Source organism: Bifidobacterium pseudolongum subsp. globosum, from assembly GCF_000741295.1.
Taxonomy (GTDB): domain Bacteria; phylum Actinomycetota; class Actinomycetes; order Actinomycetales; family Bifidobacteriaceae; genus Bifidobacterium; species Bifidobacterium globosum.
In genome coordinates, this window is the sequence record NZ_JGZG01000004.1 from 42402 (window position 1) to 68681 (window position 26280).

The window sequence follows — 26280 nt, forward strand, 5'->3', positions numbered from 1 at the left end:
CGGCAGTAGGCGTCTACCGGCTAGCAACATACAGCTGTAATGGACCGCGGTGATGGACGTGCGCGGATAGTGGCTAACCATGTACAGCCATCACAGCCCACCACTATGACCATTGACGTCTAGTGGCCAGCCACATACTGCCATGCGGACGCACAAAAAGGCTGCCGGCAGCTACCGTCCAGCCACCGACAGCCAATAATCCAACGGCGCGCCGCCTACTCGAACACGAAGTCCACGTTGACGATGTGCAGCTTCGGCTCCAACGCCTGTTCAATCGTCTGGCGCGCGCCGACGAGCTCCTCCATCTGCACGGTGCCCTTCGTGCTGCCGATGAAGATGTCCACATCGAAGTTCATGCCCGTCTTGAACACGTGGATCTTCTCCATCTGGATGCCCGCCGGCAGATGCGCCTCGACTTCGCGCGTCACAAAACCGGAGATCTCCTCGTCGTCGTGTGTGCCGCCGACGAGCTCCACAAACGCGTCGCGCAGCACCGTGACCGGCTCCTTGATCGTGAGCAGCACAATGATTGTGGTGATGAAGAAATCGCCGGTGTAGTGCAGAAAATCGAACGGCGTGCCACTGGGAAGGAAGTACAGCAGCACCGCCACAATGCCAATGCCGAGCGAGATCATGCCGTCGATCCACGTGCCGTTCGCCTCCGCTTTGAGCATGAGGCTCGCGTTGCCGATTGACCGGTTGCGCGCGCGGTAATACCCCACGAGCACGAGACACACCGCCACGGCCGCGATTTGGTAGATGATCACCGGGCCGAAGCTGAGCCGCTCGCCCTCGCCGTACGCGAAATAGTCGATCGCCACGCGCAGCACGTCGAGGAACGAGAACAGCAGCAGGCAGATCGTGAAGATCGATTTGCAGATCGCGTAGATCGGCTCGAGTGCGAACATGCCGTTGGGGAACCGGTCGCTCACGCGCACTGTCTTCTTGGACAGATACGCGGCGACGCCGCCGGAGATCACCGAGATCACCGTGAACGAGGCGTCGAGGAACATGGCCTTGAGGCCGGTGAGGAAGAACACGAAGAACCCGGCGAGCACCATGACGATATTGACGACGATGCCCACCTTCAACGCCTGCTGCTCGATTTTCTTCTGATGCATGCGCACACTCCTTCGCTCGGCACTCAACGTATTCAGCTTAGCCGCCGCGCGCGGTTATGCGCAGACCAAAACAGCATGCCTCACAGCCCCCACACAATCCCGCCCCTTTTCCCACGCAACGGCTAGAATTGGCTCATTATGGCAGCATTTAGTTCTCTTACAGACAGGCTCTCGAATGCGTTCAAGCATCTCAAGAGCAAAGGCAAGCTTTCCGAAGCGGACATCGACGGCACGATCCGCGAAATCCGCCGCGCGTTGCTCGATGCCGACGTCTCACTCGACGTGGTGCGCTCATTCACCGCGCGCGTACGCGACCGCGCGCTCGGCGCCGAGGTCTCCGAAGCGCTCAATCCGGCGCAGCAGGTGGTGAAGATCGTCAATGACGAGCTCACCGACATCCTGGGCCAGGGCGTCGATCGCCCGCTCAACTTCGCGAAGAATCCGCCCACAATCATCATGCTCGCGGGTCTGCAGGGCGCCGGCAAGACGACGCTCGCGGGCAAGCTCGGCTACTGGCTCAAGGATTCCGGGCACACGCCGCTGCTCGTGGCGGCCGATCTGCAGCGTCCGAACGCGGTGACGCAGCTCGAGGTGGTCGGCGAGCGCGCCGGCGTGCCGGTCTACGCGCCGGAGAAGGGCGTGCAGTCCGCGGGCGGCGACGCCGTTTCCGCTCCGGGCGAGACCACCGGCGACCCGGTGAAGGTAGCGCGCGACTCGATTGAATACGCGCGGCAGAAGCTGTACGACACGGTGATCATCGATACCGCCGGCCGACTCGGCGTGGACGAGACACTGATGCAGCAGGCGCGCGACATCCGCGACGCCGTGCAGCCGAACGAGATCCTGTTCGTGATCGACGCGATGATTGGCCAGGACGCCGTGCGCACCGCCCAGGCGTTCGACAAAGGCGTGGACTTCACGGGCGTGGTGCTCTCCAAGCTCGACGGCGACGCCCGTGGTGGCGCGGCGCTTTCGGTGGCGTCGGTGACCGGCAAGCCGATCCTGTTCGCATCGAACGGCGAAGGCCTCAAGGACTTCGAGGTGTTCCACCCCGACCGCATGGCCTCGCGCATCCTCGACATGGGCGACATCCTCACGCTCATCGAGCAGGCGCAGCGCGAATTCGACGAGGAGCAGACGCGCGAGGCCGCCGCGAAGATGGCGGAAGGCAGCTTCGGGCTGGACGACTTCTTGGCCCAGCTGCAGCAGGTGCGCAAGCTCGGCTCGATGAAGTCGCTGCTCGGCATGATTCCGGGCATGGCGCAGCACCGCAAGGAACTCGAACAGTTCGATGAGCGCGAGATTGACCGCACCGAGGCGATCATCCGCTCGATGACCCCCGAAGAGCGCCGCGACCCGAAGATCATCGACGGTTCGCGCCGTGCGCGTATCGCGTATGGTTCGGGCGTCACCGTCTCCGCGGTCAATGCGCTGCTGCAGCGCTTCGAGCAGGCGGCGAAGATGATGAAGCGCATGAGCAACAAGGCCGGCATGGGCGGATTCCCGGGCATGGGCGGCCCCGGCGGCGGCAAGAAAGGCAAAAAGGGCAAGAAAGGCAAGAAGGGCGGCTCCAAGTCGGGCAATCCGATGAAGCGCGAGGCCGAAGAGCAGGCGTTGCGCGCACGCCTTTCGGGCAAGCCGAGCTCGGGGGGTTCGGCGTTCGCAAAGAAGCAGGGTACCCCGCAGCTGCCGGAAGGCCTGCAGGACGCCTTCGGCGGCGAAATCCCGCCGAACTTGGGTGGCGGCCTGAGCGGCCTCCTTGGCTGACCCCTCTGCTCGGCACCACCAACCAAGTCGGGTGGCGCCGAGCAGCCTTTGCTGGTGGCCAGCAGCCTCTACCGCTGGCCACCAGCCCCTGCGACCGCCGGCCACCAGCCCCATCCTGCGTGCGATTTGTCTAGGTTTTCGCTGTTTTGGTCATTGTTTTCGCCGTTTACGTCACAAATACAGCAAAAAAGTGACCATAACAGCGAAAATGGTGGCCAAAACAGCGAATGCAGTGACGTAAACGGAGAAAATCCACGTGGCCACATGCTTGTTGGCCGCATATGCTTAGGCAAAACCGCCCACCCCATCCACCAGTGAAAGGACCTCCATGCTCATCGCACTGTGGATCATCCTGATTGTCTGCCTGCTATGGCTCTCGCTCACCGAACTGCCAGCCGGCTGGGACGGCCACAGCCCACTGCCGTACCTGATCGCCCTCACCCCCATGCTGTGGATCGCGTTCACCGCGCTCGGCGTCGCCGGCCTGTGCATGCGCGAATGGGGATTCGCCGCATGCTGCGCCGCCGGCCTCATCGCCTCGCTCATGCGCAAGACCGCCTACTGGCTCAACAACCTGAAGTCGCCGAACACCGGCGAGGCGATCGCGCGCAAAATCGCTGAACGCAAAGCCCGCGAAGCGCAGTCGCACATCCAGGCCACACAAGGCACACCCCGCCTCGACAACGGCCACGACGGCCGCTTCCGCGTGCTCACGCTCAACTGCCGCTTCGGCCGCGCCAGCGCCGGCGAGATTGTGCGCACGGTGCGTGACGAAGACGTGGCAGTGCTCGCCCTGCAGGAGCTGACCGAAGACCTGGTGCGCCAGCTCGACGCCGCCGGCCTCGCCGAGCTCCTGCCCTACCGCCAGCTCGGCGACCCACAGGCAAGCGACAATGGCGGCTTCAACGGCGTGTGGCTGCGCGTCGAACCCGCGCAAAGCACACCCACCGGTGTGGCGATTCCCGCTGCCGATGTGCCCGCCGTCACACTGCAGGTCTCGCCGATGCGCGACATCACGTTCGCCTCCGCACACCCCAAATCGCCCCAGCGCGGCTGCCGCGAATGGTCCGAAGGTATCATCGGCCTGGGTGCGCTTGCCCATCCGCAGCAGAACCTGGCCGCCCCAGATGCCCCTGCGCATGAGACGATCACGGTGATCCTCGGCGACCTCAATTCGAGCATCCCGCACCCGAGCTTCCGCAAACTGCTCGCGAGCGGCTTCCATGACGCCGCGCTCGACGATGCGAAGGGGTTGCACCCCACCTACCCCACATGGCTGCCGTGGCCGCGCATTGTGATCGACCATGTGATCTTCACTGACCATCTGCACGCGAGCGACGTACAGGCCGTGCACATCGACGGCTCCGACCACATGGCGCTCGCCGCCACGCTCACCCTGCAAGACAAACACGAACCAGTGAACGCGGCCGCCCGCGAGACCTGGCCCGAATCATTGCCTCCGCTGCCCAGGAAGAAGGCGCGCGAGCAGGCACAGCGTTAGGCTCATGCGCTCTGCGGACGCAGCGTGACGGCGAAGCGGAACTCGGGCGCGTCGAGCCGGTACTGCGGCAGCAACTCAGGCCCGCAGCTGTCCGACCCGATGCCCGACTGCATGTAGTCCACGCTCACCACAGTCACGCCGGCCGGCTCGAGCTCGAAGTCGTGCGCGGCGCGCGTCATCTCCTCGGCCGTGTAGTCGATCGCCTGGAAGTCGAACGCGCGCGCAGGCTGCACGCCGTCGCCGCGCAGCACGATGAGCGCCACGCCGTCGCCCGCCACGCTCGCCCAATCGCAGTCGTGCCGGTTGCCGTTCTCCTGCGGGCGGATCTCGCGCTCGCCGAGCGTGGGTGGCGTGCCTTCGAACATGCCGTGCCAGCAGGCGCGGTGCTTGTCGACGTAACTTTCGCCCGGCCCGTAACCGCAATACACCACGTTGCGCATGGCGCGCGGCAGCATCATGCGGATGCCGAAGCGCGGCAGGAACGGGAACTCGGTGTCGCGCTCCACATCCATCTGCAATGCGATCGAGCCGTCCGCATGCACGGTCCACGTGGTCTGCATGCGCGCGATCGGCTGCACGACCGGCGCCACCGCGGCCATCGCGCAGCGCAGCTCGACGGCGTTGATCGACAGGTGCGCGCCCTGCTCATCGGATTCGCGCGGCTCGGCGTCCGCCTGCGCGATGCCGCTCGACGCGACCGCGCGCGCCGAGACGCTGTACGCGCGCGCCGACGCATGGTGGTATTGCGCGCGCTCCCACTCCTCGCGCACAGTGCGGTCGTTGTCTGTCGGCGCACGCCAGATGCTCAGGCTCATCGGCTCGGTGAGCAGCTGGTGATTGCGGTAGCTCAGCTCACGGAACAATCCGGTGCGCGTGTCGAGCACATACCGCCAATCCACGCCTGTGAGCACAATCGACGCGCCCGCGCGCTGCACCTGGATCGCGGCGCCGCGCTCGTCGCCGGCGAGCATCTCCTCGTGCTGTTGGCGCACCCACTGGTTGCGCGCGCTGCCCACGACCGGCACATCGACCTCGTCGAAGCCGAGTTCGAACAGCGGGTCCATGCCCCAGCGCGCCTCGCGCGTCACATACCGCAGCACAAGCGTGACCTTGCCGTCGTGTACGAGCGGCGGCAGGCCGATGAGCGGCACACGGCCGGCGTCATGCGGCGCGATCATCATCGCCTGCTGCGTGGGCTCGTCGTCGCACAGGCGGTACGCCTGCATCACGCCGTCCACGTAGAGTTCCCACATCAGCATGACCTCGGCGCCGAGCGGCGTGAAGTCGAGGTGATTGCGCAGCGTGACGGACACGGCCGGACTGTCGCCGCCGGTGAGAGTGAAATCTTCCACGCGCGCGGGGCGGAACACGTTCTTGAACTCGTCCAGGCCGGAATGCGGCGTGCGGTCAGGCGCGACCATGCCGTCCACGCAGAAATTGCCGTCGTTCGGATAGTCGCCGAAGTCGCCGCCGTACAGGTATTCGCGCCGCCCCTGCGGGGTGCGGCCGGCGTCGACCGCGTGGTCGCACCATTCCCACACATAGCCGCCCACAAGCCCGGGGTGGCGTTGGATCGCCTGGAAATAATCCTCCAGGTCGCCCGGGCCATTGCCCATCGCGTGGCAGAATTCGCACAGCACATACGGTTTGACCTCGCCGCCGGCGGCCTGCCCGTTCTCGCCGAGCGCGCCGTCCGGGTTCGCGGCGGCGCTCGCCGGGCCTTCGTCAAAGTACGCGTCGATCTCGGCGATGCTCGGGTACATGCGGCTGTGCACGTCGAGGTTGCCGTAGTCATGCGCATCATGCCCGTCGGGCTCCACGTACCGCGCGCTTTCGTAATGCGTCAGGCGCCGCGAATCGTAGCGCTTGGTCCACGCGAGCGCGCGCTCGAACCCCACGCCGAACGCGCCTTCGTTGCCCATCGACCAGAACAGCACGCACCCGTGGTTCTTGTCGCGCTCCACGCAGCGCTGCACGCGGTCGATGATCGCCGGCGCGAAGTCTTCGTTGTCGGCGATCCGCTCGTTCCACAGCTGCGCGGCGCGCTTCCAGTCCTCTTGCGGCACGCCGCTTATGGGGCGGTAGGCGTCGTTCGCGCCGTGCGCCTCGAGGTCGGCCTCGTCGATCACGAGGAACCCGAGCTGCTCGAACGCGTCGTAGAAGTGGGGCGCGTTCGGGTAGTGGCTTGTGCGCACGCCGTTCACATTGTGCTGTTTCATCAGGAGCAGGTCTTCCATGAACTGCTCGGCGCTGATCGCGTAGCCGGTGCGCGGGTCGCTGTCGTGCCGGTTCATGCCGTGAATCACGATCGGCTTGCGGTTGAGCTCCACCACGCGCTGCACGCCGTCGTGCGCCACCGTGCGCAGGTCGCTGATTGTGAGCAGCTGCGTGATCGCCTCGTGGGGCGTCTCGATGGCGAGCCGGTAGCAATACGGGCGCTCTGGATTCCACAGTCGCGGCGCGTCGAGCGTGAGCTGCGCCCGGGCATGCGCGGAGAATGGGCCGTCGGGCATGCACGCCGCGGGCACCGCGCGGGCATGCGCCACCGGTTCGCCCCCGGCGCTGAGCACGGTTACGTCGATCCAGTCGGGCAGGCCGGCCCCGCCGCGCGCGAAATCGATGGAGATCCGCGCGCTGGCGGGCTCGTCGTCGGGCCCGAATTCGACGTTCGTGTGCACAAAATAGTCGCGGATCATTCGCTCGGGCCGCGTAAGCAGATAGACGTCGCGGAAGATGCCGCTCATGCGCAGTTTGTCCTGGTCTTCGAGATAGCTGCCGTCGCACCATTTGAGCACGAGCACCACGAGCGTGTTTTCGCCGGGCGCGATGTGCTCGGTCACGTCGAATTCGCTCGTGGAGTGCGAGACCTGCGAATAGCCGATGAACTCGCCGTTGAGCCACACATAGAAACAGCTGTCCACGCCCTCGAAGTTGAGGTAGGCGCGCGGGGCGGATTCGCTCGGTGTGTAGTCGAATGTGCGGCGGTAGACGGCGCAGGGATTGTCCGCGGGCACGTACGGCGGGTCGAGCGGGAACGGATAACGCGTGTTCGTGTATTGGTTGTGGTCGTAGCCGTGCATCTGCCACACGCTCGGCACGGGCAGCGTGGCGTAGTCGGCGGCGGTGTCGAAGTCCACGTCGAAGAAACGCGGGGCGTAGGCGGCGTCCGCGGCGGCGACCTCCGCGTCTAGATCGTGGATGCTGCCGTAGTAGCGGAACTGCCAGTCGCCACTGAGCAGCTGCAGGCGGTCGGAGTCGAGGCGGTTGTCGAGCGTCGTGTCGAGGGGGCGCGACGCGGGGATGAAGTACGAGCGGTTCGGCTCGCAGCCCACATGCAACGTGTTGAGATCCTCGTAATACCGCGGAATGAACATGCAGACTCCCTTGCCTTGTACGGTATCTACCGCTTGCGATTATAACCGGCCCCGCCGCCCGGCCATTGCCGCCCATTGCCCACAGCATGACGGCGCTCTGCCCTCTCCTGACAAAGTCATGCAGGACTGCCGCAACCATGACAAATCTCTGCTGGATGGAGCGGATGTCAGGCAGTTTTCCATGGCTGATTGTATACTGTATGGGTTATTTGACCATGCGGGGCCCTCTACTACCGTGTGGCCAAGGAACACGTGCACCGGCCGGGCTGTGCCCCACACGGCACGGGATGGCGCACACCCCTAGTTACCAAGGAGAGCCATTTTGGCAACCAAGATTCGTCTCAAGCGCATGGGCAAGAAGTTCTACGCGGTCTACCGCGTGGTCGTCATGGATTCGCGCGCAAAGCGCGACGGCAAGGCGATCGAGGAGATCGGCCTGTATAACCCGAACACCCAGCCTTCGACCATCGAAATCAACTCCGAGCGCGCCCAGTACTGGCTCGGCGTTGGCGCCCAGCCGACCGAACAGGTGCTCAACCTGCTCAAGATCACCGGTGATTGGCAGAAGTTCAAGGGCCTCAAGGGCGCCGAAGGCACCCTGAAGACCGTCGCCCCGAAGAAGGACGCCGCCACGCTGATCGAAGAGGCCGACACCAAGGCCCAGAAGCTCAAGGCCGCCAAGGCCGAAGCCGAGATCAAGGCGAATGAGAACGCGACCGCCGCCGACGAAAAGGTCGAGTTCGCAGACGCCGAAGAGTCTGCACCGGAAGCAGTGTGATCTGATCATGCTTGCTCAAGCCGTGGAACATCTGATTAAGAACATCGTCGATTTTCCCGACGACGTTTCGGTCAAGTCCCATGAGAATGCGCGCGGGGAACTCATTCGCGTACGCGTGAATCCTGAAGACATTGGCCGCGTGATTGGCCGCAACGGCCGCACCGCCAACGCGATCCGCACCGTGGTGCAGGCCATGGCCGACCACAAGGTGCGTGTCGACATCATGGATGTGCGTAGGTGAGTGGTGAACTTCCTGCAGACCCTCAACAGCCCGAGTTGTTGAGGGTCTGTCGTATTGGCCGTGCACAGGGACTCAAGGGCGAAGTGACCGTGCGCATCTTCACGGACGAACCCGAAGAGCGGTTCGCCCCCGGCGCCGAGCTGTTCAACCGCGACGGCTCCGTGACCTATACTGTGGAACGTGCACGCACGTTCAAAAACCGCTGGTACCTCAAACTCGAAGGTGTGGACGACCGCAACGCCGCCGAGGAGCTCAACGGCACCGTGCTGTACGGTGAACCGTGGGAGCTGGAAGACGACGAATTCTACCCCAAGGACCTCGTGGGCCTCGAGGCACGCCTGAAGGCCGATGGCCGCGTACTCGGCAAGGTCGTGGACATGATCGAAGGCGCGCAATGGCTGCTCAAGATCCGCCTCGCACAGCCCGTGGGCGATGAGACCACCGCACTCGTGCCATTCGTGATCAATCTGGTGCCGGACATCGACCTTGAGGAGGGTTATCTGACGATTGACCCGCCTGGTGGCCTGATCCCCGGGGTGTGATCTTCCACTTTTTTCGGGGCGTGGTGATTTGTGCGCGCTCCAGCGCGCACAAATCACCATTTTCCCCTCAAACTCCTTCCACTTTTTTCCAAGCCTGAAAAAAGTGCGCGCTGCAATTTCTCAAAGGACTGCCATGGACATCGACATCGTTTCGGTCTTCCCCGAATACTTCGACGTACTCGACCTGAGCCTGCTCGGCAAGGCGAAGAGCAAGGGGCTCATCAGCGTGCGCGCGCACAATCTGCGCGACTGGACGCACGACGTGCACCAGTCCGTGGACGACACCCCTGTCGGCGGCGGCGCAGGCATGGTGATGAAACCGGCCGTCTGGGCGGAGTGCCTCGACGAACTGCTTGGCATTCACACTGAGTCCCCAGACCGCCCGATCCTCATCTTCCCCAACCCCTCCGCCCCGCTGTTCACGCAGCAGGACGCGACCGAGCTCTCGCACGCGCAGCACCTCGTGTTCGGCTGCGGCCGCTACGAGGGCTACGACGCGCGCATCCCCGTCTACTACCGCGAGCGCGGCGTGGACGTGCGCGAATACTCGATCGGAGATTATGTGCTCAACGGCGGCGAAGTGGCTGTCTCGGTGATGCTCGAGGCGATCACGCGCCTGCTGCCGGGCTTCATGGGCAATCCCGACTCGATCGTCGAGGAGTCGTACACCGGCGGCAATGCGCTGCTCGAACACAACCAGTACACGAAGCCCGCCACGTGGCGCGGCCTGGATGTGCCGGCCGTGTTGCTTTCCGGCGACCATGCCAAGGTCGACCGTTTCCGGCGCGACGAGGCGCTTGAGAAAACGAACCGCATCCGCCCCGACCTCATCGCGCAGCTCGACTGCCACGCGCTGAGCAAGGCGGACCGCAAGACGCTGATCGAACTCGGCTGGGAGGTCTCCGGCGACCACCCGCGCCGCATCAGCTGATTATTCCCCTGATTGTTCCTGCACGATCTGCTCGTATTCCTGCGAGCGGAACGTGTAGACGGCCGTCTCGCCGTAGTCACGGCGGTCGGCCATAACCCATCCCTCCGGGGCCGCCGGCGGCGCGGTGCGCGTGGAGCGTTCGAGCACAATCGCCGCAAACCGAGCGACGAGTCCGCGCGCGGTCAGGTCGCGGAGCAGGCGCTCGCAATCGGCTGTGGCGAACGCGTACGGCGGGTCGATCAACACCAAATCAAAAGGCTCGCCCGGCTTCGCTTTCGCCGCGTACCGCTCCGCTTTCGCGTGCACGACGCGCGCGCTCATCCCCTTTTCCCAACCGGCATGCCGGCGCAACGCGGTGAGTGTCTGCGCGATGCGCTGCGCCGCCTGCGCGGATGATTCCACCGTGACGAGTTCGCGCGCGCCGCGGCTCAGCGCCTCGATGCCGAGCGCGCCGGTGCCGCCGAACAGGTCGAGCACACGCGCGTCGCGCAACAGGCCGTGCGCCTCAAGCCGTGAGAACAGCGCCTCCTTGGTGCGGTCGGTCGTCGGCCGTGTCTCCGCGCGCGGCGTGGCAAGTGGCATTCCCTTGAATCTGCCGGTAATCACATGCATATTCCCCGAGCATAGCCGCCGTGCTGCACCATCTAGTGATTGACGCCCCTGTTACCCGCAACCGAAGACGACCGCCGTTGTCCGCCCCTGCTACGGTAGTGCCTCTTCTGCTACGGGTAGTGCCTCCCCAAGTAGATGGCGCTCATTTCATCGCTACGGGTAGTATATGTTTATCGAAAAGCAATATATTTTGCTCCCCTTTTCACTACCCGTAACGAAAAGATTACCGGAGTCTACAAAGGCAGGCACTACCCATAGCAGAAGAGGCACTACCCGTAACGCATAAGGGCCGCTTGTAACCCATCAGCTTAACATCCGTGCGGTGGATCCCCACTGGCGGCCACTTCAGAAACCGCCCCGCGCCAGCCACCTCGTCATCGCCTTATCCGCTGGTATGACTGCCCTCGCGCAAAACCCGCATCTCAACATGCTGGGCGGCAAATATGTGCGAACATTTCACAACCATTCCCATATACCGGACAAACCGGCCAATCCATGGTCATTTCCGCCCCGCATGTTGCGACAGACGGCTGTCAGTTGCTCGTCAGATATTGCTCGTTGCCGCGCGTGAAGTCGAGCACGGCGCCCGCGAGCTGCACATGCCCCTCAAGGTCGGGGTCGTGCGCGAGCAGCTCCTGCGCCCGCGCGCGCGCATCGGCGATCATGCGCGCGTCCTGCACGACGCGCAGCAGTTTGAGGCTCGATTTTCCGCCCGACTGCGCGTCGCCGAGCACGTCGCCGGCCCCGCGCAACTCGAGGTCGCGACTCGCGATTTCGGCGCCGTCGAGCGAGCCGGCGATCACTTCGAGCCGCTCCTGCGCGACTGTGCCCGGCTCAGCGCGCGAGACGAGGAACGCCCAGCTGTCGGTGCCGCCGCGGCCCACACGCCCGCGCAACTGGTGCAGCTGCGACAGGCCGTATCGGTCGGCATCAAAGATCGTGATGCAGCTGGCCTGCGGCACATCCACACCGACTTCGACCACGGTCGTGGCCACCATGACCGGCGTCTCGCCCGACTCGAAATCCGCCATGACCTGCGCTTTCGTCGCGTCGTCGTCCCGCCCGGTCAGCGTGCACAGCCGCACGCCGTTGAACTGCGGCAGCGACCGCAGCCGCTGCGCGATCTCCACCACGGCGTGCAGCGGAGGCCGCGGCTCGCCTGTGTCGCCGAGCGCGGCGTCGCTGAGCAGTTCGGGCGCGTCGGCCTCGCCGCCCCCGTCTTCGGTGTCACTCGGTTCGATGCGCGGGCAGATGATGTACGCGCGCTCGCCGGCGTTAACGCGGCGGCGGATATGCCAGAACATGTCGGCCATCATGTGCGCGTCGGCCTCGGGAATCACGAACGTGCGGATCGGCTTCCTGCCGCCGGGCAGTTCGGTGAGCCACGAGATGTCGAGGTCACCGAACCATGTCATCGCCGCCGTGCGCGGGATGGGCGTGGCCGTCATGACGAGCAGGTGCGGGTCGCGCTCCGACTTCGCGCGCAGCGTCTCGCGCTGTTCGACGCCGAAGCGGTGCTGCTCGTCGATCACGGCGAGCGCCAGGTTCGGCGCTTGGAACGATTTCGAGAACGCGGCGTGCGTGGCCACTACAATGCACGGCTCGCCGCTCGCCGCCGCCGCGAGCACCTTGCGGCGCGCGGCGAGTTTCATGCCGCCGGTGAGCAGGTGCACAGGCACGAGATCACCCACCGAGGCGCTGATCGATTGGAAATGCTGTTCCGCAAGCACCTGTGTTGGCGCGACGAGCACGGCTTGGTGCCCCGATCCCACGGCCTGCAGCATCGCGGCCACAGCCACGACCGTCTTGCCCGAGCCGACTTCGCCCTGCAGCAGGCGTTGCATCGGGTGCGCACGGCCCATGTCGGTGCCGATCGCGTCGATCACCTCGCGCTGCCCGTTCGTCAGTGCAAAAGGCAACCGCTCAATGTACCCGTCGCGCAACTGCACATCCGCGCACGGGTAGGCGTTGCTTGTGGCGGCGCGGTTGCGCGCCATCAGCAGCGCGCACTGGCAGACGAACGCCTCCTCATAGCGCATCGTCCCGATCGCGCGCTTGAAGTCGGCCACCGACTGTGGCTCGTGGATCGCGCAGAACGCCTGCGCACGGTGCATGAGCTGCTTCGCTTCACGCACCGGCTCGGGCAGCACGTCGGGGATCCGTTTGGCGAGCCGCGCGCGGGCGGCCTCGCCGAGCGCGAACTGCTCGCCGAATTGCGCGCTGTCGGCGGTGACGGGCGAGGCGGCGAAGGGGTCTTCGCCGGCGAGCAGGCGCAGCACCTGGTCGATCGTCTCGTGGATGTGCTCGCTCGAGATGCGCGAGTTCGCATGGTAGACCGGGCGCGGGCGTGTGGCGCGCGCCAGTCCCTGCGCCACCGAGTCCACGTCGTAGCGCAGGCGCGGCTGCGGCTGCACGGCCGGCTCGCCGAACGCGAGCTGCGGTTCGGCCGCCGGCGGCTCGGCCGGAGCCACGGCCAGGATGTCGGGGTGTGTGAACTGCAGTCGGTCGTTGAACGTGCTCGGGTCGCCCGAGATGACGAGCTGCAGGCCCGCGCGCAGGCGCGAGGCCATCCAGTCCACATAGGATTTGCGGTGCGAGAAAAAGACGAGCGCGGCGGTGCGCGGCTGCATGGCGCGGGAGGCGGCGGTCGGCGCGTCATCGACGAGCACCTCGAGCCGGTAGCCGCGGCGCGCGTTCATCGGCGTCACGCGCAGCGCGCGCACGTCCACCGCGCACGCCATCTTCTCCCCGAAGCGCACCTCGGCGAGCGCGCGCACCGGCACGGGGTCGGTCACGCGGAACGGATAATACGTGAGGGCGTCGGCCACGGTGAGCACGCCAAGCGCCTTGAGGGCGCTGACGCGGCGTTTGTTGGTCAGCAGCGCCGCAAGGGGCGTGTTCACGGTGGTGTCGGTCATGCGGTCCATTGTACAAAAACAACCCCGGGAGCATCGCTCACCGGGGTTGTGGTCGTCTGCGCATATCAGACAGCGCTCACACGCTGAACCTTGCCTGCCTTGAGGCATTTCGCGCACACGCGCACGCGGACGTTCTGGCCGTCCACGGTGGTGCGCACCGGCTGCAGGTTCGGCAGGAAGCGGCGCTTGGTACGAATATGCGAGTGCGAAACGGTGTAACCGGTCTGCGGTCCCTTGCCGCACACTGCACAACGAGCTGCCATAATGGACTCCCTACAATTACTTCTATAGACTTGCAAGTCTGTGCACTCGCGCACGCGCCCGCAAAAGGGCATGCACCAATACACACAACTTCCCAATAGTACAACCCGGCCACGGACAACGCAACACCCGCGCGGCCAAGGCGCGGCACGGCGGCGTTTTCAGGCAATTCCCCGAAAATACGGTCTACAATCGTGCTAACCGTGATGCGCCACACCCATCAGCGTCGATGCATTGCGGGGCCGGTCGGGAATTTTCAGGGAAGGAGCCCAACGCACATGCTCAGCGACATCCTGCATAAGATCCGCGCACAGCGCGACCATGAACCAACGGTCATCTCGGTAGGCCAGATCTGGGTCGACATCACCATGCATGTGCAGGAGATGCCGCAGCCGGGCGAGTTCACGAACGCCCCTTCGGTGACCAAATCGGCGAGCGGCAGTTTCCATGTGCTGCAGGCGGCGAGCCGCATGGGCGCGCGCACCGAACTGGCGAGCATCATGGGCACCGGACCGTGGGCCACGATGTTGCGCGATTCGCTGCGCCGATCGCACATCCTGCACACCGGCCCCACCAGGCCGAACCAAGACAACGGGTTCCGCATTGTGCTCACCGACGGCATGCAGAAGTCGTACGTGGCGCACCATGGCGCCGAAGCGCACGGCGACCCCCGCGCGTTCGCGCATGTGCGCCCGCAGCGCGGCGACGTGGTGCACATCAGCGGCAATGCGCTGATGAACGAGTCGTCGCTCGCCGTCAACGCGTTCATCCAACAGCCGCAGTGCCGCCCGCAGGAGCGCGAATTCCGTATGGTGATCAACCCCACGAACACGCTGCGGCTCGTCAACGACCAGCTGCTCGAGAATCTCGTGCTCACGCGCCCCATCTGGTCGATGAACCGGCAGGAGGCGCGCACACTCGCCTATCGTCTGGGCGTGACCTTCGACGAAAGCGCCACGATGCGCGTGAACGCCGGCTTCGACGAGTCGATGCACGCGCTGTGCGAGGCGCTCGGCGAGACGCTGCGCGCGCCGGTCGTGCTGCGCGCCGGCGCACGCGGCGCCTGGGTGCGCCAGCACGGCAAGGGGGTGGAGCACATCGACGGCTTCCCCACGAAGGCCACGCACATCCGCTCCGCCGGCCCCGCGCACACTGGCGCACTGTGTGCGCTGCTCGCCGAAGGGTGGGACCTGGAAAGCTCGGTGCAGATCGCGAACGCCGCCGCCTCGCTCGCGATCGAGCACAACCACGCGGGCATCCCGTTCTGCCCCACGTACGATGAGGCCGCCAAACTGGTGTCCGACGCCCTCACCGCACCGAAAAAGGACTGATCACTCGTCGCTGTCCGGGGTGATGCCGGCGGCGCCCCACCGCAGGCTGCGGCGCAGCGCCGGCAGCACATCGGCCGGCTGCATGATGCCGAGCAGCCACACAGCCTCGTCGGCCGCAAGCGGGAAGCCCGCGTCCACGAGCATGATCGCCACCTTGGCGAGCTGTTCGAGCAGCGCGAGCGGCGGCGCCACCGGAATGCCGGCCGCGCGCAGCATCTGCTCGGCGCGATCGCGGTCCGGCAGCTCCTCCTCGCCCATCTCGGCGAGCAGCTGGTTCGCCTCGTCACGGCTCCTGTCGTGGAACGGACCTTCGGGCATCGAAAGCACCATCGCATAGCACGCCAGACCGGCCTTGTGGCTGTTGGTCCTCCACAGTGCATACCCCAGGCGGTAATACATGAAGCCCACGTCGATCGGCATCAGCGCGGTCTTGAGGCCGCGGATCAACGCATCCGCCGAACCCGCGTAGTCCTCGCCGACATCGGTGTAGTCGAGCGAAAGCTCGATGGCGCCGCGCGCGGTCGTCGGCGCCAGGCGCATCATCTCCTCGGACTGGGCCACCGCCTTGTCGCGCTCGCCCAGCTCGCGGTTGAGGCGGCTGAGCGCGCCATGCGCGTTGTACACGGCGTCGGGCAGCTTCCAGTAGCGGTCGGTCGCCTTGCCTTCCACATTCACCATGAGCAGTCGCATGAGCGGGTGCTCGCAATACAACGGCTTGCGGTCGCCATGGTCCTTCTCGGCGCTCTCGATCTGCATCAGCGCGGATTCGACCTCGAACATGGCGGTCACCGGCGAATCCTCGTTCTGGTTCACGATGTCCCAGATCTCGGGGCCCTTGACCACGCAGTCGTCGTGCATCACGTCGAGTTCGTACGCGTAGTCGGCGCGCACAAGCGTCTTGATGTCGTCGGGCAGTTCGCGCTTGTCCTTCCACAGCGGCACATGCTGGCGCACGAGCGCCTTCGGCAACGGCAGCGGCTCGACCGGCATGAGGCCACGGTCGGCGCCGAAGCGCAACGCGCGGCGTGCCGGCTGCAGCATCTGCACGATCGCCGCCGGGTCGTTGTCTTGCGCGGTGTCGTCGAACCGGCCGCTCACATACGCCGGCTGCACGCCCATCTGGAACGGGCTGCGGTCGAAGCCGAGCGAGAGCACGGGCTGGCCACTCAGCGAGCCGAGGCGACCGGTCACGTCGACCGACGTGACGCGCGCGCCGGTCGTGAACGCGGCCTGCGCGAGCAGACCCGCGAGGCGCAGCGCGTACGACGCCGCACGACCCGCGCGTTGGGCGCGCATGTCGACCCACTGGCCACCCACGAAGTCCGACCCCGGCATCATCGACGCGGTGGGCACGCTGAACGTGACCGCCATCTGCCCGCTCTTCGGGTCCACGTCGCACAGGTACTCGAGGCGGAACGGCAGCTTGAGGCGCTCGCAGATCGCGATGAAGCGCGTCATCACGTCCCATGCGCCACCGCGCGCCGCCTTGGTGCCGCGCACGGTCTGCTCCGGGTTCTCCACCGTGGCCTCCTGCTGCACGAACTTCGCGTGCGTGGCCCACATGTGCATCGAGCGCATGGCGGATTGGAAGCACTCCTCCTCGCTGAACGTGGAGACGAGGCCCATGCCGTTGTCGTGGCCACGCGCCTCGAGGTCCACGAACGACAGGCGGTTGAGCGCAGCCTCCACACCGAGCACCAAGTCGCGCTGCAGCCCTTCGATCTCGTCATCGTCGAAGCGCATCCAGAACATGTCGGTCGAGTCGAGCCGGATCACGCTGAGCGGATGCTCGCCTTCGATCTGGCGAATCTGCCCGGCGCCGGCCTCCACGAGCTGGCGCGCGGCGAAGCGCTCGAACACCGAGGACTGGCCGGCGTTGTTCGTGGTGCCGCGCCAGATGATCTCGTCGAGCCCGTCGGGCAGCGGCTTGTCCATCATGTCGCGGAACAGTTCGCTGATACGGCCGGCACCAGCGCCCACCGTCTTGCCAGCGAGGCGCGGCACAAGGCATGCGCCGATCCAGCACGCGGCGATCAGCACGGCAAGCGGGTGCTTGCCTTCGCGGTATGCGCCGAGGTTCTCCGTGCAGGCGGTGAGCCATGCCGTGCCGCCATCCACCGCATATTCGCCGATCGTGACGGTGCGGTCGAAGCCGTCGGAGCTCTGCACGCGCACAGCGCCCGAGTTCGGAGTGTCGGTCCACGGGTCGAAATGCAGCTCGCCGCGGCCGTCCGGTTCGCTTGCGAGCGTCTGGACCGTGGGGAACACCTTCATGTCTTCGCTGATCCACGCCAGCACCCGCACCTTGCGGCGCCCCACGACCTGCGCCACATACCCGAGGCCGCCCTTGGGCTGGTCCAAGTCCTTGACCAGGCTGTACGAGGCGTCGACCGGCTGGCCCGGCAGCGTGCCGAGCGCCGTGGCGTGCGAAAGCAGTGGCAACCTGTAGACGTTCTGTTCCATACGATCTCTCTCCTGGTTCTGTTCCATTCCATCCGGCCGCAGACGCGGGACACCGCGCCTCATGCCGTTCCTCGTTGCACGGCTCGCTGCACGGGTGGGCCCACCCGCCAAAGCGGCATGTTGTTGCACTGTAACACGCCGGCACGGTGGCGTCGAGCCCCATTCCACCGTGCAACCACACCAATGACCACGATTGCAGAACATGTCCGCCGCGGGCATGCGGTAGCGTTGGCGGCATGACCTGGCTCGCACTCGAACAGACCTTCCTGTGGTTCCTGCTGTACAGCTTTGTGGGCTGGCTGTGGGAGACCGTACTCAACATCGTCATGAAAAAGCGGTTCGTGGACCGCGGCATCCTCAACGGACCCATCTGCCCCATCTACGGCTTCGGTGCGCTGCTGGCGATCTACGCGCTGCCCGGCGAGCATTCGGTCGTCGCGATCTTCCTCAGCAGCGGCGTGCTGTGCTGCACGCTCGAATACTTCACGTCGTGGGCCATCGAAAAGCTCTTCCACATGCGGCTGTGGGACTATTCGGGCAAACCGTTCAACATCAACGGGCGCGTCTACCTCAACGGCTTCCTCTTCTTCGCCGCCGGCTGCACCGTGGTCAAACTGTGGGTGCAGCCGCACGTCATGGACCTGCTCGATGCAATCGACCCGCGCACGATCACGGTCCTCGCCGTGGCGCTGCTCGTGGTGCTGCTCGCCGACGCCGCCGTCACGCTCGCCGGCCTGACGAGCCTCAACAGTCGCCTCGGGCACGCCGAACAAGACATCAAGGCGCTCAAAGCGCGCGGCATCGCGCACATCGACGTCGGCATCACCGCCGCCGACAAGCGCATCGAGTCGGCCGAAACGCGCATCACCACCGTGTGCGCGCAGCTCACCGAGCGCGCGCACACGGACGGCGAGGCGCTCGCCGCGCATGTGGCGCACCTGTTCGATTGGCAGCAGCGCCGTCTGATCCGCGCCTACCCCGCCATGCGCACCGAGCACGGCGAAGGCCTGCTCGCCGAAGTGCGCGCGCAATTCGACCGCGCACGCCATGCGCACACCAACACCAAGTGAACGCCGTCACAGGCGCCGGTGCACGCATGCGCTACGGTAGTGGCAACGTCGCAAGCGAACCCGGCCGAACAGGAGTGCCATGATCAACGAAACATACCAGTCCATGCTCAACGCAAAATCCGTGATCCGCATGATCGGCGAACGCGCGAGCGCCCGCCGTGCGCAGATCGGCGCGAGCGAGGTCTTCGACTTCTCGCTCGGTAATCCGAGCGTGCCGTGCGCGCCGGAGTTCACGCGCGCCATGATCGACCTCTACGAGACGCAGGCGCCGTACGCGCTGCACGGGTACAGCCCGTCCGTCGGGATCGAGTCGGTGCGCGGCGCGATCGCCGACTCGCTCAACCGACGCTTCGGCATGGACTACACGCCCGCGCACATCTTCCCCACCGCCGGTGCCACCGCAGCGCTCGCGCACGCGTTCCGCGCGGTCACGGAGCCGGGCAGCGAGATCGTCACATTCGCCCCGTATTTCCCCGAATACCAGCCGTATGTGGGCGGTACGGGCGCCACGCTGACCGTGGTGCCCGCCGACACCGCGCATTTCCAGATTGATTTCGACGCGTTTGAACGCGCGCTCAACCCGCGCGTGGCGGCCGTGCTGATCAACACGCCGAACAACCCTTCGGGCGCCGTCTATTCCGAGCAGACCCTGCGCCGCCTTGCGCAGATCCTCGAGGACCGCGAGCGCGCATGGGGGCACAGCATCTTCCTGATCAGCGACGAGCCGTACCGCGAGATCGTGTTCGGCGGAGCCGAGCAGCCCTACCCCGCGCGCTTCTATGCGAACACGCTCACCTGCTATTCGTTCTCGAAGGCGCTTTCGCTGCCCGGTGAGCGCATCGGGTACGTGGCGGTCAATCCGCGCGCCGAGCACGCCGAGCTCTTGGTGCCGATGTTCGCGCAGATCAGCCGCACGATCGGGCACAACTGCCCGTCGTCGAGCATGCAGCTCGCCGTGGCGCGTGTGATCGACAAGACGAGCGACCTGGGCGTCTACGAGCGCAACATGGAGCTGCTGTACGGCGCGCTCGTGCGGCTCGGGTTCACGGTGGGCAAGCCGGGCGGCACGTTCTACATCTTCCCGCAGTCGCCCAACCCCGACGCGATGGAGTTCTGCGAGCAAGCGATGGAATACGACCTGTTCATGGTGCCGTCCGATTCGTTCGGCGTGCCGGGGCACCTGCGCCTGTCGTACTGCATGGAGACGGATCATCTCGAGCGCGCGGTCAGGCGGCTTGAGCAGTTCATGCACGAGCGATACGGCCGCTGAGCACGCCCAGCAGCTGAATGCCTGCACACGCGCGCGCCGTCCCCTAGAATTGAGACGGAGGCGGCGCGCCATCCGGCGCCCGCTTGAGTGACGGGAGCATACGTGGAGGAGCAACGCACGGGCACGATTCTCGAGTATGCGCGCACGCAGACACGGGACTTCACCGAGTACCCGTTCCAGACGGCCGACGCGCTCGTGTTCGCGTTGCTCAGCTACGACCGGATCCCGCAGTCGGTGCCACGGCTCAAGACGCTTGTGGCGCGCTACGGATCGCTGTCGCGCCGCGTGCGGTCCTTTGATTGGCGTCACCCGGTGGCTTCGGCGCAGGCGATTGTGCGCGTGCCGTTCGACGGCCCCACGATGCGGCAGGTGGAGCAGGAGCTGACGCTGTACGAAGAGCACCACCCGTATCTCGAGGAGCACGCAGGATTTATACCGGCGGGCACACCGCGCCAGTTCTACCGTTCGATCGCGCACAACCCGCGCTTCGCCGTCACGCGCATCAACGCCGCCGACGAACGCTTTGACCTGGACCAGCAGACGCAGTTCGCGGCTATGACGTTCCTGCTGCCCACCGGCACGCTCGTGGTGGCGTTCCGCGGCACCGACGATTCGCTCATCGGGTGGAAAGAGGACTTCAACATGGCGTTCACCTACCCGGTGCCCGCCCAGAAGCAGGCCGCGGACTACCTGGAGCGCGTGGGCGCGCTGTGGAATGGCGATATTGTGCTGACGGGGCATTCCAAGGGCGGCAATCTGGCGATCTACGCGGCCATGAACGCGCCCGACGCCATCAAGGACCGCATCACGCGCATCTACACGCTCGACGGGCCCGGGTTCAGTCCCGAGGTGATCCACAGCTACGAATACAGCACCGTCGTGCACCGCATCACCAGAGTGATTCCCGACGGCTCGATCATCGGCATGCTGCTCGCGCATTCGCCGCACGCGCACCGCATCGTCGTCAAATCGAGCGCCGACGGGCTCATGCAGCATTCGTGCTACACGTGGCTCATGCACGGTGACCATTTTGTGCAGGTGCCCGATGTGACGCCCACCTCGCAGACCTTCGCCGAGGCGATGAACTCGTGGCTCGGCGGCATGACGCAACGCCAGCGCGAACACGGTGTGGAGGCGCTGTTCCGCGTGCTCACGTCCTCCGGCCACGGCACAATCACCGAGCTGATGACGGCTGGCCCGCGCATCATCCCCGACATGCTCGGCAGCTATGTGGGCCTGAGCGGCGAGGAACGCAAATATATCAACCAGGCGCTGTGGATGTTCGCCGGTGCCACATTCCAGCACTAATCGACCAAATGTGCGGCTTTTCGCCCGCAGCCATGGTCGCGGCGGAATTGGCGCGGCGCTTATAGACTAAGAACATAGATACACCATGCAACGGTACGAAGGGCCGCAAGCCGTCGGCCTTTCACGAAGGAGCGCATTATGCCGAGGCCGCGTCGCGATTCAGAGATTCTCCCCGCCAAGGAGCGATTGGAGAACGCCTTCTGGACGCTCCTCGCCGACCGCCCCTTCGGCAAGATCACCGTGACCGACGTGGTGCACGAGGCGCGTGTGAACCGCAACTCGTTCTATTACCACTTCTCCGGCCTGCCCGAACTCGCCGACTCCGCGATCATGGTCGAAATCGAACGGCTGCCATTGCCGCCGGTGCCCGATTCGCACGACGACCCGCTTGTGGTATGGCACACGTTCTGCTCGTCGATGGTCGCCTCGCCCGAAAACATCCAGCGCATCGACCATCTGGCGCTGCTGACGAGCAGCCACAGCACGCGTGACCTTGTGGAATCGCTGCGCGACTTCATGCGCCTGACGCTGTTGAGCCTGCTCGACGAGACGCCGAGCTCCATCAACAACACGAAACGCGTGCTGCTCGACTTCGCCGTCGGTGGCATCCTCTCGCTCCTGTCGCATTGGCCGAGCATGCGCCACACTGTGACGCTGCGCGAAATGCAGAACCGCGACGTGGCCGTGCTGGCCATGGGCCTGTATGTGTCGATGTCACGTCAGGACACCGACGGCTTCTGGGAGCGCCTGTACTTGGATTCCGCGCACTTGGGCGGCAAGGATTCGGCGATCGCCGGCCTCGAGGCGTACCGCGTCTGACCCGCCCCCGGTTGCACACACCCCTTATGATGGAGCTGCCGCGTCCCGCGGCGCCCGCACGCACATGAGGAGCATCCTTTAGTTATCTGATATGTGTTCATCAGTGCTTTTTTATGTGTGAATATGGTATTATGGTGGGTATGGATTCCATGCGCACGTACACGCTCGGCGAGTTCTCCCGGCTCACGGGGAAAGCCACCAGCACCCTGCAACGCTGGGACCGGACAGGCGTGCTCACCGCGCATCGGACGGTGACGAACCGGCGTTACTACACGTACGACCAGTACCTGTCCGTCATGGGGCTGCCGCCCCAACTGGAGACGGAACAAGACAAGCGTATTGTGATCTATGCGCGCGTGTCCTCACGCAACCAGCGTGACGACCTCGCAAATCAGGAACGGTTTTTGCGTCAGTGGGCGAACGCGCGCGGTCTGATCGTGGATGAAGTGCTCACGGACATCGGGTCGGGCATGAACTTCAAACGCAAGAACTTCAACCGCATCATGTACGCCGACGACATCAGCCGGGTGATCATCGCCCACAAGGACCGGCTCACCCGGTTCGGCTATGACTGGTTCGCGGACTACCTGCACCATCGCGGCGTGACTGTGACCGTCGTCAACAACGACCAATTGTCCCCACAGGAGGAGCTGGTGCAGGACTTGGTGAGCATCATCCATGTGTTCTCCAGCCGCATCTACGGTCTGAGACGCTACGCGAAGGAGGTGAGGGACGATGAGAGCCTACCGCACGGAACTCAACCCCACACGAAGGCAGGCTAGGCTCATACGCCAGTACTGCGGCGTGGTCCGGTTCGCCTACAATTGGTATCTCGACTGCGCGCGGGCGTATTACCATGAGGCCGGCATGTTCCTGACCGGGTACTCGTTCTCCAAAGCGGTCAACAACTCCGACCGTCCCGACTGGTTCACTGCGGCACCCAGCAAGGCGGTCAAGCATGCGATCATGTGCGCCGAGAAGGCGTTCCGGAGGTTCTTCGCCCACCAAGGCGGGTTCCCCCGGTACAAACGCAAGGGCATGAACCGTGACTCGTATTACATGATCGGGTCCATCCATGCCGAACGTCACCGCATCCGCCTGCCGAAACTCGGGTGGGTGCGTCTCAAGGAAAAAGGCTACGTACCCAACCGCGAACCGAAAAGCGCGACCGTGAGCATCGTGAACGGCCGCTACTATGTCAGCTGCCTGTACGACATGGACGAACCAGCGCCCGCGCCCGCGAGCGGGGAACCGTTGGGCATGGACGTGGGATTGAAGGAGCTTGCCGTTCTCTCGGATGGAACCATGTTCGGCAACATCAACAAGACCCGGCGCGTACGAAAACTGGAACAACGCAAACGCCGCGTCGAACGAAGCATCGCACGCAGACGACGCGCAAACCAAGGAAAGGACAGCGAACATGGCTGGCATAACTACCGCAAGGCCATAGAACGAAAACGCCGTATCGAGCAACGGTTGACGAACATCAGAGCCGAACACATGCGGCAGGTGTGCAACGAGATAGCGAGGCGACAGCCAAGCTCGCTGACCATCGAACACCTGAACGTGAAAGGCATGATGAAGAACCGGTACCTCGCGCCCGCATTGCAAAAACAGGGATTGGCGACCCTCCTCGAACTGATCGGACACACCTGCCGCAAACACGGTATCGCATTGCGACAAGTATCCCGATGGTACCCCTCCAGCCAACTCTGTCACGACTGCGGATACAGGAACACACACCTGACATTGCGCATGCGCGCATGGAATTGCCCCGAATGCGGCGCACGCCACGACCGGGACGTCAACGCCGCATTGAACCTGCGCGACGCAACCGAATACCACACAATCGAATAACAGACAACACTACCGGTGGTTAGCCGGGAAGTAACGCCTATGGACTGTCATACAAACGCCAGTAGGAAACAGGTGAGACAAACTGCACCCGACAGCGGACAGGAAGAAATAGGAAATCCACCAAGAAAGGATTCATGCGACGTGAACGGACGACACATCCGAACACATCACATGTAACAGTGGTATGGAACACATGGGTATGCAACAGGTCATGGAATGGCTCAAGGCCCATTCGCCGCGCATCATCTTTCTGGTCATCGTCTGCGTGGCCGCATATGTGACGGCCCGCCTCGTCTCGCGCGCATTGCGCAAGGCGCTCGAAAAATCGCAGATACCCGACGCCTCGATCTTCGTCAATCTGGCGCGCGTGCTGATCTGGGTCATCGCCGTCACAATCGTGCTCAAACCGGTGTTCGGCGTCAATCCGATGACGCTGTTCACGGCGCTCGGCATCGGCGGGTTCGCCGTCTCGCTCGGCCTCAAGGATTCGATCGCCAACACGATTGGCGGGTTCCAGCTCATGTTCTCGCATGTGCTGCAGCCGGGCGACATGGTGCGCATATCGGGCATCACGGGCGAAGTGCAGGACGTCACGTGGCGGCAGACCGTGGTGCGCGAGCGCGACGGCAACCTGATGATGATCCCGAACTCGGTGCTGAACACCACGCTGCTCGAAAAGCTCGATCCGCACAACGAGGCGAGCGTCACGATCCCCTTCACCGCCAAACCGAACGTGGACACAGCACGCCTGACGAACGAACTGCTGTCGAAGATCGACCAGTCCGCGCACGGCCTGATGGATCCCCAATCCCCTCCGATCGTGCGTCTGACCGGATTCTCGCCCGCCGGCGTGACCGGCAACATCATCGCCTACGCCAAACCGCACGCCTCGCAGGCGCAGCTCATCGACGCGGTGACACGTTCGGTGAGCTCATCGGACCTGTTCACCGACCTCGTGGCGAGCGGCGATGCCAAGGCGCGCGATCTGCTCGCCGCGCAAAGCGGTGCGAATGGCAGCAGCAGATAATTCATCTCATGCGAACAGCATGAGCAGTGTGCCGAGTGCGCCGACGGCGATGCAGGTGACGATGCCGGGATTGCCGAACGCGGCACGGCCCGCGGCGCCGCGCGGCAATTGTTCGGGCGCCAGGTAGAATTCGCGGCGCTTCCAGCGCACGATGAGCAGCACGAGGCCGGCCAGTGTGGCGGCGAGCAGCACGAACGAATACGTCAATCCGCCGATGAGCGCGCCCATTTGGGCGCCCGTGAGCGTGTCGGGTGTGAGGTTCGCGTCAATCGCCCCCATCAGCCGGTTCATGAACCACGGGGCCACAATGCCGCCGTTGGCGTTGATGAGCATGTGCAGCCCCACCGTGTATCGCAGTTTGCTCGTGCGCATGTAGACGTAGCCGAATAGCACGCCCAGTCCGAACGCGTAGAAGAACTGGAAGAGGTTCAGGTGGAACAGCGCGAAGAACAGTGCGGAGACCAGGATCGCCGGCAGTTCGCCGAAGCGGCGCAGGCGGCCGATGAGCTGTTTGCGGAACAGCCATTCCTCCACGATCGGCGCGAGCAGCACCGCTGCCACGATGTTGACGACCCAATCCGAGCCGCCGGTCATGTCGAGGATGCGGTTGCTCGCCTGACCGCCCGAAAGCAGGGCGGACAGCACGATGCCGATGATATTGCCGGCGTAGGTGATCGGCAGCGCGATCAGCAGGTACATGAGGAACCGTGAGGGTTTGAGCGTGAACCTGCGTGTGGGCAGCATCGGTTCGGTGCGCAGCACGATGAACCCGAGCGGCAACGCGATGCAGTACAGCACGCCGCTCGAGATCACCACGCTCAGCCACATGGAAAGCTGCGGCGTGTGGAGCATGCCGGCCACGGCCCCTTGCAACAGCAGCGTCAGCAGCACCCACACCACGAGCATCAACGTGATGGCGGCACCGGCGCGCGAATAGGCGCGCTTGGCCGCCGTGATGCGCGCCTGCCATGGCGATGGCGCCGGCTGCATGGCGGCCATCGGCGGCACGGGCGGCCAATGCGTCGGTGGCCGCTGGGGCTGGAATTGCTGGGGCTGCTGTGGGGGCATGGTCATGGGTCAGGGCTTTCG

General features: G+C 64.9%; 21 protein-coding genes. 14 read left to right on the top strand and 7 right to left on the bottom strand.

Features of this window, described 5'->3' with window-relative positions; genetic code table 11:
* Positions 1–215: 215 nt before the first annotated feature.
* Entirely contained in the window at positions 216–1121 is a 906-nt protein-coding gene (locus BPSG_RS01940; RefSeq protein WP_026643744.1) for a cation transporter, read from the bottom strand.
* A 138-nt stretch (positions 1122–1259) separates the two neighbouring features.
* Here BPSG_RS01940 and ffh point away from each other — a divergent pair, with 138 nt between their 5' ends.
* Positions 1260–2888: a signal recognition particle protein gene (ffh, locus tag BPSG_RS01945; protein WP_026643745.1), complete on the top strand. Its 1629-nt coding sequence runs from the start codon at positions 1260–1262 to the stop codon at positions 2886–2888.
* Positions 2889–3216: 328 nt separating this feature from the next.
* Complete coding sequence (locus tag BPSG_RS01950) at positions 3217–4389, top strand: endonuclease/exonuclease/phosphatase family protein (protein ID WP_026643746.1); 1173 nt, start codon at positions 3217–3219, stop codon at positions 4387–4389.
* 2 nt (positions 4390–4391) lie between these two features.
* Here the strand turns inward: BPSG_RS01950 and BPSG_RS01955 are convergent, their stop codons facing one another.
* Entirely contained in the window at positions 4392–7763 is a 3372-nt protein-coding gene (locus tag BPSG_RS01955; protein ID WP_026643747.1) for a glycoside hydrolase family 2 TIM barrel-domain containing protein, read from the bottom strand.
* Between the two features lie 322 nt (positions 7764–8085).
* Between BPSG_RS01955 and rpsP the strand changes: the two genes are divergently transcribed.
* The 4 genes from rpsP to trmD all read left to right on the top strand — a co-directional run bounded on the left by rpsP (position 8086) and on the right by trmD (position 10255).
* The gene (gene rpsP, locus BPSG_RS01960) at positions 8086–8541 is read left to right on the top strand and encodes a 30S ribosomal protein S16 (protein ID WP_026643748.1); all 456 of its coding nucleotides are present in this window, start codon (positions 8086–8088) and stop codon (positions 8539–8541) included.
* Between the two features lie 7 nt (positions 8542–8548).
* Entirely contained in the window at positions 8549–8782 is a 234-nt protein-coding gene (locus BPSG_RS01965; RefSeq protein WP_022858313.1) for an RNA-binding protein, read from the top strand.
* The gene (gene rimM, locus BPSG_RS01970; protein ID WP_026643749.1) at positions 8779–9324 is read left to right on the top strand and encodes a ribosome maturation factor RimM; all 546 of its coding nucleotides are present in this window, start codon (positions 8779–8781) and stop codon (positions 9322–9324) included. Before BPSG_RS01965 ends, rimM begins: the two co-directional genes overlap by 4 nt.
* Positions 9325–9457: 133 nt before the next feature.
* On the top strand, positions 9458–10255 hold the full coding sequence (trmD, locus tag BPSG_RS01975; protein ID WP_026643750.1) for a tRNA (guanosine(37)-N1)-methyltransferase TrmD: 798 nt from the start codon (positions 9458–9460) through the stop codon (positions 10253–10255).
* Here the strand turns inward: trmD and rsmD are convergent, their stop codons facing one another.
* From rsmD to rpmB, 3 genes are all read right to left on the bottom strand, one after another.
* Positions 10256–10867, bottom strand: coding sequence for a 16S rRNA (guanine(966)-N(2))-methyltransferase RsmD (gene rsmD, locus BPSG_RS01980; RefSeq protein WP_033502217.1), 612 nt, complete (start codon positions 10865–10867; stop codon positions 10256–10258). It abuts the gene before it with no gap.
* A 533-nt stretch (positions 10868–11400) separates the two neighbouring features.
* Complete coding sequence (locus BPSG_RS01985) at positions 11401–13794, bottom strand: ATP-dependent DNA helicase RecG (RefSeq protein ID WP_051592035.1); 2394 nt, start codon at positions 13792–13794, stop codon at positions 11401–11403.
* Positions 13795–13850: 56 nt separating this feature from the next.
* Positions 13851–14048, bottom strand: a complete 198-nt coding sequence (rpmB, locus tag BPSG_RS01990) for a 50S ribosomal protein L28 (protein ID WP_022858854.1) — start codon at positions 14046–14048, stop codon at positions 13851–13853.
* Between the two features lie 276 nt (positions 14049–14324).
* Here rpmB and BPSG_RS01995 point away from each other — a divergent pair, with 276 nt between their 5' ends.
* On the top strand, positions 14325–15377 hold the full coding sequence (locus BPSG_RS01995; RefSeq protein ID WP_033502216.1) for a PfkB family carbohydrate kinase: 1053 nt from the start codon (positions 14325–14327) through the stop codon (positions 15375–15377).
* Here BPSG_RS01995 and BPSG_RS02000 read toward each other — a convergent pair whose 3' ends face one another.
* Positions 15378–17840 (bottom strand): Rossmann-fold NAD(P)-binding domain-containing protein, encoded by a 2463-nt coding sequence (locus BPSG_RS02000; RefSeq protein WP_051592036.1) that lies wholly within the window; start codon positions 17838–17840, stop codon positions 15378–15380.
* Between the two features lie 236 nt (positions 17841–18076).
* Between BPSG_RS02000 and BPSG_RS02005 the strand changes: the two genes are divergently transcribed.
* The 7 genes from BPSG_RS02005 to BPSG_RS02035 all read left to right on the top strand — a co-directional run bounded on the left by BPSG_RS02005 (position 18077) and on the right by BPSG_RS02035 (position 25191).
* Positions 18077–18910 (top strand): putative ABC transporter permease, encoded by an 834-nt coding sequence (locus BPSG_RS02005; protein ID WP_051592037.1) that lies wholly within the window; start codon positions 18077–18079, stop codon positions 18908–18910.
* Between the two features lie 79 nt (positions 18911–18989).
* A complete protein-coding gene (locus BPSG_RS02010) occupies positions 18990–20180 on the top strand; it encodes a pyridoxal phosphate-dependent aminotransferase (RefSeq protein ID WP_026643754.1) in 1191 nt (396 codons plus the stop codon).
* A gap of 102 nt (positions 20181–20282) precedes the next feature.
* Entirely contained in the window at positions 20283–21488 is a 1206-nt protein-coding gene (locus tag BPSG_RS02015; RefSeq protein WP_026643755.1) for a DUF2974 domain-containing protein, read from the top strand.
* A gap of 138 nt (positions 21489–21626) precedes the next feature.
* The gene (locus tag BPSG_RS02020; protein ID WP_051592038.1) at positions 21627–22307 is read left to right on the top strand and encodes a TetR/AcrR family transcriptional regulator; all 681 of its coding nucleotides are present in this window, start codon (positions 21627–21629) and stop codon (positions 22305–22307) included.
* Positions 22308–22456: 149 nt separating this feature from the next.
* Complete coding sequence (locus BPSG_RS02025; protein WP_026643756.1) at positions 22457–23089, top strand: IS607 family transposase; 633 nt, start codon at positions 22457–22459, stop codon at positions 23087–23089.
* On the top strand, positions 23043–24164 hold the full coding sequence (locus tag BPSG_RS02030) for an RNA-guided endonuclease InsQ/TnpB family protein (protein WP_026643757.1): 1122 nt from the start codon (positions 23043–23045) through the stop codon (positions 24162–24164). The genes BPSG_RS02025 and BPSG_RS02030 overlap by 47 nt, the downstream gene beginning before the upstream one ends.
* A 199-nt stretch (positions 24165–24363) precedes the next feature.
* Positions 24364–25191, top strand: coding sequence for a mechanosensitive ion channel family protein (locus BPSG_RS02035; protein ID WP_051592040.1), 828 nt, complete (start codon positions 24364–24366; stop codon positions 25189–25191).
* 6 nt (positions 25192–25197) lie between these two features.
* Here BPSG_RS02035 and BPSG_RS02040 read toward each other — a convergent pair whose 3' ends face one another.
* Positions 25198–26265, bottom strand: a complete 1068-nt coding sequence (locus tag BPSG_RS02040; protein WP_034878959.1) for a CPBP family intramembrane glutamic endopeptidase — start codon at positions 26263–26265, stop codon at positions 25198–25200.
* Between the last annotated feature and the right edge of the window lie 15 nt (positions 26266–26280).

Coding starts and splice junctions, on each gene's coding strand:
- BPSG_RS01940 (WP_026643744.1), bottom strand. CDS start 1,121: ATGCATCAGAAGAAAATCGAGCAGCAGGCGTTGAAGGTGGGCATCGTC.
- ffh (WP_026643745.1), top strand. CDS start 1,260: ATGGCAGCATTTAGTTCTCTTACAGACAGGCTCTCGAATGCGTTCAAG.
- BPSG_RS01950 (WP_026643746.1), top strand. CDS start 3,217: ATGCTCATCGCACTGTGGATCATCCTGATTGTCTGCCTGCTATGGCTC.
- BPSG_RS01955 (WP_026643747.1), bottom strand. CDS start 7,763: ATGTTCATTCCGCGGTATTACGAGGATCTCAACACGTTGCATGTGGGC.
- BPSG_RS01965 (WP_022858313.1), top strand. CDS start 8,549: ATGCTTGCTCAAGCCGTGGAACATCTGATTAAGAACATCGTCGATTTT.
- trmD (WP_026643750.1), top strand. CDS start 9,458: ATGGACATCGACATCGTTTCGGTCTTCCCCGAATACTTCGACGTACTC.
- rsmD (WP_033502217.1), bottom strand. CDS start 10,867: ATGCATGTGATTACCGGCAGATTCAAGGGAATGCCACTTGCCACGCCG.
- BPSG_RS01985 (WP_051592035.1), bottom strand. CDS start 13,794: ATGGACCGCATGACCGACACCACCGTGAACACGCCCCTTGCGGCGCTG.
- rpmB (WP_022858854.1), bottom strand. CDS start 14,048: ATGGCAGCTCGTTGTGCAGTGTGCGGCAAGGGACCGCAGACCGGTTAC.
- BPSG_RS01995 (WP_033502216.1), top strand. CDS start 14,325: ATGCTCAGCGACATCCTGCATAAGATCCGCGCACAGCGCGACCATGAA.
- BPSG_RS02000 (WP_051592036.1), bottom strand. CDS start 17,840: ATGGAACAGAACGTCTACAGGTTGCCACTGCTTTCGCACGCCACGGCG.
- BPSG_RS02005 (WP_051592037.1), top strand. CDS start 18,077: ATGACCTGGCTCGCACTCGAACAGACCTTCCTGTGGTTCCTGCTGTAC.
- BPSG_RS02010 (WP_026643754.1), top strand. CDS start 18,990: ATGATCAACGAAACATACCAGTCCATGCTCAACGCAAAATCCGTGATC.
- BPSG_RS02020 (WP_051592038.1), top strand. CDS start 21,627: ATGCCGAGGCCGCGTCGCGATTCAGAGATTCTCCCCGCCAAGGAGCGA.
- BPSG_RS02025 (WP_026643756.1), top strand. CDS start 22,457: ATGCGCACGTACACGCTCGGCGAGTTCTCCCGGCTCACGGGGAAAGCC.
- BPSG_RS02030 (WP_026643757.1), top strand. CDS start 23,043: ATGAGAGCCTACCGCACGGAACTCAACCCCACACGAAGGCAGGCTAGG.
- BPSG_RS02035 (WP_051592040.1), top strand. CDS start 24,364: ATGCAACAGGTCATGGAATGGCTCAAGGCCCATTCGCCGCGCATCATC.
- BPSG_RS02040 (WP_034878959.1), bottom strand. CDS start 26,265: ATGACCATGCCCCCACAGCAGCCCCAGCAATTCCAGCCCCAGCGGCCA.